The sequence below is a fragment of the Deltaproteobacteria bacterium genome (assembly GCA_005879535.1).
In the GTDB taxonomy this organism is placed as follows: Bacteria; Myxococcota; Myxococcia; order Myxococcales; family 40CM-4-68-19; genus 40CM-4-68-19.
Map to the genome: position 1 here is coordinate 1 of VBKI01000009.1, position 10,942 is coordinate 10,942.

General features: G+C 67.6%; 12 protein-coding genes and 2 pseudogenes. 6 read left to right on the plus strand and 8 right to left on the minus strand.

Annotation, left to right across the window (positions count from 1 at the left end):
• Nucleotides 1–1,140: pseudogene (locus E6J58_00535) on the plus strand (chaperonin GroEL).
• Nucleotides 1,141–1,260: 120 nt separating this feature from the next.
• Here the strand turns inward: E6J58_00535 and E6J58_00540 are convergent.
• The gene (locus tag E6J58_00540; protein TMB44009.1) at nt 1,261–1,752 is read right to left on the minus strand and encodes a hypothetical protein; all 492 of its coding nucleotides are present in this window, start codon (nt 1,750–1,752) and stop codon (nt 1,261–1,263) included.
• Between the two features lie 55 nt (nt 1,753–1,807).
• On the opposite strand from E6J58_00540, the gene E6J58_00545 reads away from it, so the two are divergent.
• Entirely contained in the window at nt 1,808–2,611 is an 804-nt protein-coding gene (locus E6J58_00545; protein TMB44010.1) for an SDR family oxidoreductase, read from the plus strand.
• Between the two features lie 20 nt (nt 2,612–2,631).
• A complete protein-coding gene (gene grxC, locus E6J58_00550) occupies nt 2,632–2,883 on the plus strand; it encodes a glutaredoxin 3 (GenBank protein TMB44011.1) in 252 nt (83 codons plus the stop codon).
• Here grxC and E6J58_00555 read toward each other — a convergent pair.
• Entirely contained in the window at nt 2,877–3,305 is a 429-nt protein-coding gene (locus E6J58_00555; GenBank protein TMB44012.1) for a hypothetical protein, read from the minus strand. The genes grxC and E6J58_00555 overlap by 7 nt on opposite strands.
• A 24-nt stretch (nt 3,306–3,329) precedes the next feature.
• Here E6J58_00555 and E6J58_00560 point away from each other — a divergent pair, with 24 nt between their 5' ends.
• Nucleotides 3,330–3,872, plus strand: a complete 543-nt coding sequence (locus E6J58_00560; GenBank protein TMB44013.1) for a hypothetical protein — start codon at nt 3,330–3,332, stop codon at nt 3,870–3,872.
• Nucleotides 3,872–4,897 carry a HupE/UreJ family protein gene (locus tag E6J58_00565; GenBank protein ID TMB44014.1) on the plus strand — a complete coding sequence of 342 codons (1,026 nt, stop codon included), beginning with the start codon at nt 3,872–3,874 and terminating at the stop codon, nt 4,895–4,897. The genes E6J58_00560 and E6J58_00565 overlap by 1 nt, the downstream gene beginning before the upstream one ends.
• A gap of 14 nt (nt 4,898–4,911) precedes the next feature.
• Here E6J58_00565 and E6J58_00570 read toward each other — a convergent pair whose 3' ends face one another.
• The 4 genes and pseudogenes from E6J58_00570 to E6J58_00585 form a co-directional block, all read right to left on the minus strand.
• The gene (locus E6J58_00570) at nt 4,912–6,087 is read right to left on the minus strand and encodes a hypothetical protein (protein TMB44015.1); all 1,176 of its coding nucleotides are present in this window, start codon (nt 6,085–6,087) and stop codon (nt 4,912–4,914) included.
• A 224-nt stretch (nt 6,088–6,311) separates the two neighbouring features.
• A complete protein-coding gene (locus E6J58_00575; GenBank protein TMB44016.1) occupies nt 6,312–6,557 on the minus strand; it encodes a hypothetical protein in 246 nt (81 codons plus the stop codon).
• Between the two features lie 96 nt (nt 6,558–6,653).
• Nucleotides 6,654–7,124: a hypothetical protein gene (locus tag E6J58_00580; protein TMB44017.1), complete on the minus strand. Its 471-nt coding sequence runs from the start codon at nt 7,122–7,124 to the stop codon at nt 6,654–6,656.
• Nucleotides 7,125–7,391: 267 nt separating this feature from the next.
• A pseudogene (locus E6J58_00585) lies at nt 7,392–7,624 on the minus strand (hypothetical protein).
• Nucleotides 7,625–7,692: 68 nt separating this feature from the next.
• Between E6J58_00585 and E6J58_00590 the strand changes: the two are divergent.
• A complete protein-coding gene (locus E6J58_00590) occupies nt 7,693–7,977 on the plus strand; it encodes a hypothetical protein (GenBank protein ID TMB44018.1) in 285 nt (94 codons plus the stop codon).
• 267 nt (nt 7,978–8,244) lie between these two features.
• Here the strand turns inward: E6J58_00590 and E6J58_00595 are convergent, their stop codons facing one another.
• Both E6J58_00595 and E6J58_00600 read right to left on the minus strand, forming a co-directional pair.
• On the minus strand, nt 8,245–10,200 hold the full coding sequence (locus tag E6J58_00595) for a hypothetical protein (GenBank protein ID TMB44019.1): 1,956 nt from the start codon (nt 10,198–10,200) through the stop codon (nt 8,245–8,247).
• Nucleotides 10,201–10,559: 359 nt separating this feature from the next.
• Nucleotides 10,560–10,739 carry a hypothetical protein gene (locus E6J58_00600; GenBank protein TMB44020.1) on the minus strand — a complete coding sequence of 60 codons (180 nt, stop codon included), beginning with the start codon at nt 10,737–10,739 and terminating at the stop codon, nt 10,560–10,562.
• Between the last annotated feature and the right edge of the window lie 203 nt (nt 10,740–10,942).

The following is a 10,942-nucleotide window of genomic DNA, read 5'->3' on the forward strand; positions in this document are numbered from 1 at the left end:
CTCGGCCAACGGCGACGCGACCATCGGCGACATCATCAGCAAGGCGATGGACAAAGTCGGCAAGGAAGGCGTGATCACGGTCGAGGAGGCGAAGGGCCTCGAGACCACCCTCGAAGTCGTCGAGGGCATGCAGTTCGATCGCGGCTACCTCTCGCCCTACTTCGTCACCGACCCGGAGCGGATGGAGGTGGTGCTCGAGGACCCGTACATCCTCATCCACGAGAAGAAGATCTCGTCGATGAAGGACCTCCTCCCCCTGCTGGAGCAGGTGGCGCGGTCCGGCAAGCCCCTGCTGATCATCGCCGAGGAAGTCGAAGGTGAGGCGCTGGCCACACTGGTGGGGTGAAGGCGCCGGGCTTCGGCGACCGCCGCAAGGCCATGCTGGAGGACATCGCGACCCTCACCGCCGGCCGGATGATCGCCGAAGACCTCGGCGTGAAGCTGGAGACGGTGACGCTCAAGGACCTCGGCCGGGCCAAGCGCATCACCATCGACAAGGACAACAGCACCATCGTCGACGGCGCCGGCAAGAAGGCCGACATCGAGGCGCGGGTGAAGCAGATCCGGGCGCAGAAAGAGGACACCACCTCGGACTACGACCGCGAGAAGCTGGAGGAGCGCCTGGCCAAGCTGGTGGGCGGCGTCGCCGTCGTTCACGTCGGCGCGGCCACCGAGACGGAGATGAAGGAGAAGAAGGCCCGCGTCGAGGACGCCCTGCATGCGACCCGCGCGGCCGTCGAGGAGGGCATCGTCCCCGGCGGCGGCGTGGCCTACCTCCGCGCGCTCAAGGCGCTCGACACGCTGAAGGTCGACGCCGGTGAGAAGTTCGGCGTCGAGATCATCCGCAAGGCGCTCGAGGAGCCCATCCGCTGGATCGCACAGAACGGCGGCTGGGAGGGCAGCATCGTCGTGAACAAGGTCCGCGAGGGCCAAGGCGCGTTCGGGTTCAACGCGGCGACGGGCGAGTACGAGGACCTGCTCCAGGCCGGCGTGATCGACCCGACCAAGGTGTCGCGGTTCGCGCTGCAGAACTCGGCGTCGGTGGCGTCGTTGATGCTGACCACCGAGGCGATGGTCGCGGAGCGGCCGAAGGACAAGGAAGAGTCCGCCGGTCCCGGCGGGCACGGGATGGGGATGTAGTCCGGTCCCTTCTCCGGATTCAGCGAAGGCCCGTCGGGGAAACCCGGCGGGCCTTCTGCTTCGTGGCTTGCTCTCAACCCGTAGCCGCAAAGCCGCACCTACGGTGCGACAGCGGCTAGGCTAGAAGTAGCCGCCGATCTGGGTGGCCAAGCCGAAAGACGTCACCTTGTTGGCGGCGGATGAGGCCACCTCCACGTTCAGCTGCGGCCCGAAACCGATGAAGAAATGCGGCACCGGGATGAACAACAACGGAGCGAAGCCGTCGATCGCGACCCGATTGGCGGAATTGCCTGCCGTCGGTAACAACCATTGGAACTGCATCCCCACACGCGGGAAGAAGGCCACGTGGTCGGCCAGCGGCACTGCGAAACCGACCAGCGGCTCGAAGCCGACCTCGTGCACGGAGGGGCCGAAGTCGGCGAAGGCGTAGATGAGCTGGCCGCCGATGGCGACGTTGTTGGTCGGAAACCACATCGCGCCGGGCGCTACGAAAATCAGGTTCACGTCGGCCCCTGCCGACGTGTGCGTGTACGAGACGGTGCCGAAGGGGACGACCTGCCCGCCGCTGCCGAAGGCGGCTTGCGCGTGCGCGGCCGATCCGACGAGAAGCAACGCAACCAGTACGCGATGAGCCATGCGAATTCCTCCCGCGCGGTACAGTACCCGAATGGATCTCGGTCTCGAAGGAAAGTGCATCTTGCTGATCGGCGCCGGCCGCGGACTGGGTGGAGCGGCGGCGGTCGCCATCGCTCGCGAGCGCGCCCAGGTTGCGGTCGTGGCGCGCACGCGGGCGGACGTCGAGGCGCGGGCGCGAGAGTGCGAGGCGGCCGGAGCGCAGAAGGCCCTCGCCATCGTGGCCGACGCGACCGATGGCGCGCAGCTCGATGCGGCCATCGAGCAAACCGTAGCGAAGCTCGGCGGGATCGACGCGCTGGTCACTCTGGTGGGCGGCTCGCAACCGGGCGGGTCAGCCGACCTCTCCGATGCGGATTGGCGTTCGGTCTACGACCGGAACCTCTGGCCCGCGATCCGCGCCAGTCGATCGGCGCTACCGCACCTCGAGCTTGGCGCCGCCCGCCGGGGCTTTCCCAAAGCCATTCGGGAGATGAGCGTCATCCTCCACGTCGCAAGCATCTACGGCCGCGAAGGCGGTGGCACGATCAGCTACAACACCGCGAAGGCGGCGCTGATCTCGCTGGCGCACGAGCAGGCGCGCGAGCTGGCGTCGCGCGGCATCCGCGTGCTCTCGGTGGCGCCGGGCAGCATCCTGCACCCGGGAGGCTCGTGGGAGCGGCGAAAGCAAGCCGACCCGGCGGGAATCGCGGCGTTCGTCCAAAGCGAGATCCCGTTCGGCAGATTCGGCACCGCCGAGGAGATCGGCGACACCATTGCCTTCCTGGTCAGCCCCCGGGCGAGCTGGATTGCCGGTGCCTGCGTGGTGGTCGACGGGGCGCAGTCGCGCTCTTTCTGAGCGATGCGCATCCTATGAAAGTGAAACCCGTCAAGATCTACACCACCCAGACGTGCCCCTACTGCGTGCGGGCGAAAAGGCTGCTGCAGAACAAGAACGTCCCGTATCAGGAGATCGACGTCTCCTGGGATGACGAGGCGCGGCTGCAACTGATGCAGACCACCGGCCGGCGCACGGTGCCGCAGGTGTTCATCGGGGACACCCACGTCGGAGGGTCGGACGATCTCTACGCGCTCGAGCAGCGCGGCGAGCTGGACGCCCTGCTTCAGTAGAAGAGGAACCGCGCCAGGGCATTCGCGGCCCGCACGATCGAGAGCGGTTCGAGCAGTGGCGGGGCAGCGGCGATGCCCACCAGCGCGAAGAGCATGGCCGCTCGCGGTGGACGCCGCGCGGGAAGCGAATCGAGTTTCAGCAGAGGCAGCATGAGGACGGTGGCGGAGGCGAGCGCTGCCAGCGCCGGAGGGAGCCCGTTGGCGAAGAGCGCGCCGGCGATCGCGAGCGCCGCCCCGGCGTGGAAGACGTCGCGACCGTTGCCCGCGAACCAGCGCCCGCGGTAGGTCTCCGCGAGCGTGCGCGAGAGCTCGAGCAGCGCGGTGGCGACGGTAATCGCGAGAGCGCCGAGGGCGAGGCCGGCTCCGGGCTCCACGATGCGCTCGAAGCTGCCGAGTGGTTCCACCGTGTGGCGGAATAGCATGGCTTCCGGCACAATGCGCGACCGGTGCGCGCGCTCGCTCTCGCCTTGATCTGCACCGCTTGCATCGAGCGCCCTTTCGAGGAGCCGCCACCCGCACAGGCGCGGGCGCAGGTAGACCGCAGCGCGCTGCGAGACGTGCTGGTGCCTCCCCCGGGCGACGCGACAATCGTCGGCGCGGTCTTCGGCAACGCGGCGGAGCTGCTCGGGTACAAGCTGGAGCCGCCGCAGATGGTCCCCGGCCAGCGGGCGAAGCTGACTCTGTACTGGCGGTGCCGCGCCGAGCTCGAGCGCTGGCACGTCTTCGTGCACCTCGACGACGCGACCGGGACCGGCGCGCGCATCCACGCCGAGCACGATCCCGCCGGTGGACGCTTTCCCACCGACGCCTGGAAGGTCGGCGATCTGATCGCGGATTCGTTCACCTTCGGAGCGGGACCGAATCCGCTGCTGCTCTTCGTCGGGTTCTATACCGAGGGCGAGAACCGGCTCGCCCTCACCGCTGCCGGGCGCGGCCGCGACGACGGCAACAACCGCCTGCTCGCGGGCGTCCTGCCCATCGCGCATTGATGCGCGTCCTTCCGCTGCTGCTGCTCCTGCCCGCGACGGCGCTCGCGCACCAGCCCAGCGTCTCGTACAGCGAGCTGGCTGCGCACGGAAGCGAGATCGAAGGCACCCTTCGCTTCCCGCTCGCCGATCTGCGCGGCCAGATGCGCCTCGACGACCCCCGTGCGCCGCCGTTGCCGGCGCTGACCCGGCTCGTCCTGGAGCCGTTCGTGATCCGGGCGTCGGGCGAGCCCTGCGCGCTCCACCCGGGAGTGACGGCGGAGCCGGACGGCGAAGACGGCCTGGCGTTGCACGCGCGCTGGACGTGCAGGCGCGAAGCTTCCGAGCTTTCCATCCGCGTCGGGTTTCTCGAGACCTTTCCCGGCGGGCATACTCACTTCTCGCGGGTCGACTTCGGCCATGGCGAGCTGTCGCAGCGGGTCGCCCAACGGGACGAACCGTCGTTCGAGGCCCGGCGGACCGGATCGGCGCGAGGCGCGTTCGGTCGTTTTCTGCTCCTCGGCGTCGAGCACATCTTCACCGGCTACGACCACCTCGCGTTCCTCATCGGCCTGCTGCTGCTCGGGGGGAGCGCGTTGGAGCTGGTGAAGATCGTCACCGCTTTCACAGCGGCCCATTCGTTGACGCTCGCACTGGCCGCGCTCGGGCTGCTGACGCCGCCGGCGCGCGCCATCGAGCCGCTCATCGCCGCGAGCATCGTCTACGTCGGCACGGAGAACCTCTGGGCATTACGGCGCGGCAGCGCCGAGCGGGCGCTCCGGCATCGCTGGATCCTGACCTTCGCCTTCGGGCTCGTGCATGGATTCGGGTTCGCCGCCGTCCTCCGGGGGCTGCAACTTCCGCGGGCGGCGCTCGCATCGGGCCTCGTCTCGTTCAACATCGGCGTGGAGTGCGGGCAGGTCTGCATCGTCCTCCTGGCGTTGCCGGTGCTCCGGCGGCTGCGTCGGACGCCGGCCTTCGCCCCGGTGGCGTCCGGCTGCATCCTCGTGCTGGGCGGAGTCTGGCTGGTGTCGCGGCTGATCGTCTGATCAGCAGGACGAGGTCATCCGCGAGAGCGCGGATTCTGCGGTCCGATCTGGAGGCGCTTGATCTGCCGGTCGATCCGCGCCCGGAAGGCGTCGTCGCCCTCGACGAACTGCAGCCCGATCCCCGGCTCAGCCCACGGCATCTGCGGCTGCCCGGCCAGGACGCGATGGATGACCTTGGCCTGCACACCGACCGGAGCGTCGCCGTCCGGGAGCGCAAGGCGCATCGTCACCAGGGTTCCCAAGGGTACGTTCGCTTCCGTCTGCACGTACATTCCGCTGGTGCTGATGTTGCGCGCGCAGGCGGCGATGAGCGCGCCTCCGGCGCCGATCGTCACCGGCATCGACGTCGGATAGCGCGGGGCAGCGCGGTGCGGCGAGGTCGCGCTGCCGTCGGGGGAGGACCGGTTCAGGCGCGGCGCATGCAGCGACATCAGCGCCTCGATGCGCTCGGCGACACCGCGGACCGCATCTACGAGGTCGACCCAGAACCCGTCGCTCTGCGGTTTGCCGGCTGCCGTTCCGACGCGCCCCATGGCGGCGGCGGGCGGAAACGAGTCGGGCAAGTAGAGGTTCAGCGCCACCGGAGCGGCGCACGGCGGACGCCGCTGCGGGCACATCAGGAGCATGCGCGAGTCGGTCATCTCGCCGGAGGTAGTCTGGACCGCGGCCCCATGATGAGCGGCGAACCTTACCGGGAACACGATCTTCATTCCCCACCTCGCGTCGGCTGCCTCCATTCGTAAGCCCGAGCGCGGTGTAGGTTTCAAGCCGGCGCCCGACCTACCCGCGGAACGACGTTTCAATAGAGAACGGTCACAGTCACGTCGCCGTGAGGCGGAATGGCGAGGATCGCTGCGGATTTCAGGACCTTCACCTGACCGTCCACGAGAAGGGCTGCGGGAGCGGAGCGGTGTCCAGCCGCGCGAATCTCGATCGCGCCGCCGGACGCCTGAATCGTCGAGGAAAGCCTCGCCGACGCGATGACGACGGCCTTCACCTGGAACGCTCTGCGAACGACGCCCGCGCGGGCCCTTTGGGGGCAAGCGAGCGCGACGAGAACCGCTGCGAAGAAAGCCCCCAGGCCTGCCTCCCTCATGCGCCGGCTCGCTGCGCGTCGACCACCAGGATCCGCCGGTCTCGGCGGTCGACTCGATATTCGAAACGCCAGCCGGCGAGGTTGAGCTCGGCATTGCCGGCGCCCATCTCGCGCCACAGCGCGCTCCTCGCGGGGATCCCCTGGAGGGAACTGGCGATGCCGACGAGAACTTCGTGGGCGCGCGCGAGGAGGTCCGCCGGCGCCTCCTGCACGGAATCCGCGAAGTGAACCGAAAAGCCCTTGCCGAACTGACGCCGCATGTTGCCACTACGCGCCGAGCGGCAATCCGGGCCACACACGGCGAGTAGGTATGTCTACTCAGCAACCTTGCGTGGGAGGACCGACTCGCGAAATGCTGGGGCGGGGTTCGGTCTGTAGCTTGCGATCACCAGAAGTGTGCGCGAAGCCGACGGTGCCCGTGAATGCCCGGTAGCCGCCTTCGTAACCGATTCCCTCGTACGCCGTCTGCACGTCCCACTGTCGCGCCACGCTGAAGGTCGCGCCCAGGGCGAGCGGAAACGTGACGCGGCTGGTGCGGTCAAGCGGCAGGTCGCGCAGAAGCATGTTCGAGCGTCCGACCGATACTCCGACAAGTGGCTGGAGCGCGCCAGCCTCCGTGACCTGCCACAGCGGACCGCCGGCGAGGGTCGCGCTCCAGCCTCATGCCGGCTGGTCCGTCCAGCGCGAGACCCGCCCCGCCACCGCGGTGCTCCAGGCGACGCTTCTCGTCAGCCGGATCCGGTGCGCCAGGCCGAGGTTGGGGGAGAGAAGCACTCCTTCGGAACGCGCCCCGACGCCGAAGCCGAGCGTCGCACCGAGCCACGAGTCCTCGGTGCGCACCATCTGACGCGAAATCCCGAGCTGCAGCGGCGAAAGATGCAATGTCGAGTCGTCCGACAGCGAGAGATCCCAGCCGACCGGGGCATCAGCCCGTCCCGCCGAATTGAAGTCGTCCCGGGCATAGCCGCCGAGGATCCCCACGTGGAACGAGTCCACGCCGGCCGGCAGCGTGAATGGACGATCGATGACCGCTCGCCGGTAGTCGTTCAGCGCGGTACGCGCCGCGCATGCGTGAACGGCTGCGGCGCACAAGACAACGGGGACGCAGCGAATGCCACTGTACGCGGTCATGGAACCTCCGAGGCGGCCGATCGATGGTGGCTGCCGTCGGCATCCGTCACACAGCAGACCACGTCCAAAATCGCGCGGTCACCGGCGTCGCGAAAAAAAAATGGTCAGAGCCGCCCTGTAAGCCCGGAGCCCTCGGAGGAGTCCACGCCGGACCGCGGCGAGTAGCCAACGGCGGACAAATCAAGCGGTTGCGGTTTCGCGGGTTCTTGGCTGACCAGCTTGCCGGATCACTTTTTCGGTAACGCTTGGCCACGAAATGGCCACGGCTCAGCCGGCTGCTGCCAACGCCTGCTGCAGCCCGCGCGGCAGCTTGAGCGGAGCGAAGCGCTCACGCGAGTAGAGATAGTCCTCGCCCGATTCGTCGACGACGCGCAGAGCCTGTTGCGCTCGGCCGCATCGTCCCGGAGCGCGACGTAGATCTTCCTGGGCTCGAGTGACGCCGCGTAGCCGTCCTTCGACAGACAAACCACGAAGCTCTTCTTCGCGCGCGGCTTGGTCATGTAGAGGCATCCTAGCAGGCGCGCGGCAAACCGTAGCACCGCGCAGGAGCCTGCGGCATAATCTCAGCATGGCTGGTTCGAACACCGCCCGCGTGGTCATCTCCTGGAGCGCGAAGGCGAATGCCTACGTCGCCCGCGACCCGGCGCGGCCAGGTGTACTCGCTCGCGGAGCTACGCTCGCCGAAGCAGCGCGCGAGCTGGCAGCGGTCGTCGAATCAAAGGCCGGCCAACCGCTACTCGCGGCCGTTGATGCAATCCAGCGCGAAGTAGCCCGCAAGCGCCTCCGCGTCTCGCACAAGGAAATCGCCGCCGAAGTCCGCGCCACGCGCGCCGAGCGCCGCCGCCGCGGGTGAGACTCGTCTTCGACACCAACGTCTTCGTCTCGGTGCTGCTTACGCCAGGCGGCACCTCCGATCGAGCATTCCGGGCCGCAGTCGCAATCGGCGCAACGTTTCTCTCTACGACGCACGCATGCTTGCCGAATACCGAGCCGTCTTGAGCCGGCCGAAGTTCTGGCCCGTCATCGCTCCGCCAATGATCGAACAGCTGGTGTCCGTTCGCGAATGGCCACGGACAAAGCGCGGCGAGGGTCACCTTCCACGCAGCAGGATGTCCTCCCGCTACGGTTCGGCACTTGGAATCGCGACCGGGGAGCCGTTCATTGCCGGTCGGAAAGCGGCGTTGGTCTTGCGATTGCGCAGGATCGCGCCTTGCGCCCCAACGGCGATGATCTCGACGCCAGGGCTGCCCCAGAGCGCTGAGAGGCGCGAAGCGCCAGTGTCTGCAACGGTCCAGACGTTGCCGTCCCAGTGCAGAATCGCGCCTGCAGTGGCCCACGTCGCGACGGCATACACATCGGATGCGGACGTTCCGGAAATCGCCATGAGGATGCCGATGTCCTGCACGCCCGCGCGTGTCCAGCTGGAGCCGTCGAAGTGCAGCATCAGGCTGTGCGACCCATCGTAGCCAGCAGCCCACACGTCGTTCGGGCCACTGCCCCAGATGGAGGTAATAGACCACGCTTCGCCGCCATCGAGCCTCAGAACCGACCACTGCGTACCGTTCCAGTGCGCAAGTGCTCCCCGTCCGCCGGCCCAAACGTCCGCGGCCGCCGTACCCCAGACCGCAAACAGGCCGAACGGCGCGCCTGTCTCGACGGATATCCAGCTCGTGCCATTCCGATGGATGGTCGTGTTCTCTCCGACGCCCCACGCGTCGCTTGGGCCAGAAGCCCAGATTGCGCTTAGGCCCAAGCTCGTCGGCGGAAGCGTCAACGAAGTCTCCCAACTCGTGCCGTCCCAGTGCTGGAGCTCGATCCCTGCGGTCCACGTCGCCAGTTCCACCCAGACGTCGCGCTCTCCACTGCCACCGATGGCCATCACTCGGCCAACGCATGCTGCGCAAGCGGCCGTCCACGCGGTACCGTCGAAATGGAGGAGGGAATGGCCGCCGGGACCGTCCCCCCCGGCCCACACGTCGTTGGCCCCGGAACCCCACACTGACGAGAGCCACAGCTCAGGCCCGCGGATAAGATCCGTCCACGACCCGTTCGCGTCCTGGCGGAGAATCGTCGAGCGCTCGACATAGCCCCAGCCCTGCTGACCCGCGACCCAGAGCTCGGAGCCCGCGATTGAGACCGAGACCGGCTTCGTCAGTACCGGGACTAGCGACAACCTCGTCCAGGTGCCCGCATGCAGCGACGACATCGCTCCTTCTCCAAAGCACCAGGTCTGATCAGGCGTACCGCCAATCGCCGCGCAGTTGTCATCGATGCGAGAAACCTTCCACGTGCTGCCGTCCCAATGCCAAAGCGGGAAACCCCACCCCGCGACCGCCCAGACGTCCAACGCGCTGCGGCCCCAGATTGCCCGCAGCGGTGGCGTCACCTGCTCGGTGCACCGGAAGTCCGCGCATTCCAACATCTCCGGCGTCGTCCAGGTGGAACCATCAAAGTGGAACGGTCCTGGCCCGGCGACCCAGACATCGGAAGCGCGGTCGAACCACACCGCGCGGTAATCCGCGTTCGGGGATGGCCCCGCAGGCGCGGGTATCCAGGAGCTCCCGTCCCACCGAAGTGCGGTAGCGTGTGATCCGACCACCCAGAGCTCGCCGTCTGCGCCGTACACGCCGTGGAGATCCTCCGCACCTGCCGGGACGAGATTCCAGTTCATGCCGTCCCAATGAGCCGCGAAACCGGCATTGCCGACGACCCAGAGGTCATCCGGCCCGGCGCCCCACAAACCGTTGAGATCGACGTCTGCGATGTGGAACGATACGACGATCTTGCCATCCCAATGCACGAGCATCCCGTGCGCACCCGCTACCCACACGTCGTTCTCACCCACCGCGTAGACGGAGCTCGGGTCGTTGACCTGCGGCAGAGGATTCTCCCAGCACCACCCCGCGGCGTTGCAGGCGTCCCCGTAGGAGACCGCTGTCGAGATGCCCGCGTCGAGCGCCGCGCCAGCGTCGACAGCACCTTGAGCGCCTGAGTTGGATGCGTCACCGCCGTCCGCTGATGTCCCGGCGTCGGCAACACCGCTCGGGCCCGACGACGACGGCTCGGTCGCGACCATGTGACTCATACGACAGGCGAAGAGCAGCGCTGCGAGAACGACGGCGAGGGGGCGCATTTTGCTCGGGTATGAACGCGGGGGGGTGTGCGCCACGGACCGCTGTTCGGATTTGCCGGATTGCCAACATCAACTCCGTCTTGGGCGAGGAGGGTGAAGCCGTTGGCGAGGACCCCGCAATCGAGGTGCCGCGCGAAATTTGAGTCAACGAGCGGCAACACTAAACGAGCATCGGCCGCGTGTGTGCGTTTGGTGCCGAGGTTCCGGGACCCCGAACGTGATCTAGTTGGCCGGAGGACTATGCCGGTGTGACTGGTCAAGGAGGTCTGCAGACTCCGAGACAGACGTCTGCAGATGATAAGTCATTTGCTCTTGCGCAAATCCCTGGATGGCGTTTTCGGCTGCTTCTTGCGAATCCCCATCTCCTCCTCGACCTGCTCGAGCGCGCGGAAGAGAAGCATGCGCGCGGCGTTGCTGGCGCTGGCTTCGATGCCGGGCTGGGTTTGGTTGAGGTAGTCGCGGTAGCGCTGGATGCGCTCCACCGTGCCCGCCGGGAGGCGGACGTTGAAGAGCGCGAAGTCTTCGCTCGTCTTTCATCGCGTGGCTTCCTTTCGTTGCGGTTTGCGGCCCTAACGGCGGAGTCTGTGCAGCACCATTGCTGCCGCGTTCATCAGTTCGGGGTAGGCAGGCTCGGTGACAACTGGTTTGGCGGCGCGGACCGTGTGACGGACCCGCTGGATGATGC

Bases quoted from the DNA above. Each gene is read 5' to 3' on its own strand.
- E6J58_00555 (TMB44012.1), bottom strand. From the start codon at position 3,305: ATGCTATTCCGCCACACGGTGGAACCACTCGGCAGCTTCGAGCGCATC.
- E6J58_00575 (TMB44016.1), bottom strand. From the start codon at position 6,557: ATGCTTCTGCGCGACCTGCCGCTTGACCGCACCAGCCGCGTCACGTTT.
- E6J58_00565 (TMB44014.1), top strand. From the start codon at position 3,872: ATGCGCGTCCTTCCGCTGCTGCTGCTCCTGCCCGCGACGGCGCTCGCG.
- E6J58_00580 (TMB44017.1), bottom strand. From the start codon at position 7,124: ATGACCGCGTACAGTGGCATTCGCTGCGTCCCCGTTGTCTTGTGCGCC.
- E6J58_00595 (TMB44019.1), bottom strand. From the start codon at position 10,200: ATGGTCGCGACCGAGCCGTCGTCGTCGGGCCCGAGCGGTGTTGCCGAC.
- E6J58_00545 (TMB44010.1), top strand. From the start codon at position 1,808: ATGGATCTCGGTCTCGAAGGAAAGTGCATCTTGCTGATCGGCGCCGGC.
- E6J58_00590 (TMB44018.1), top strand. From the start codon at position 7,693: ATGGCTGGTTCGAACACCGCCCGCGTGGTCATCTCCTGGAGCGCGAAG.
- E6J58_00570 (TMB44015.1), bottom strand. From the start codon at position 6,087: ATGCCGAGCTCAACCTCGCCGGCTGGCGTTTCGAATATCGAGTCGACC.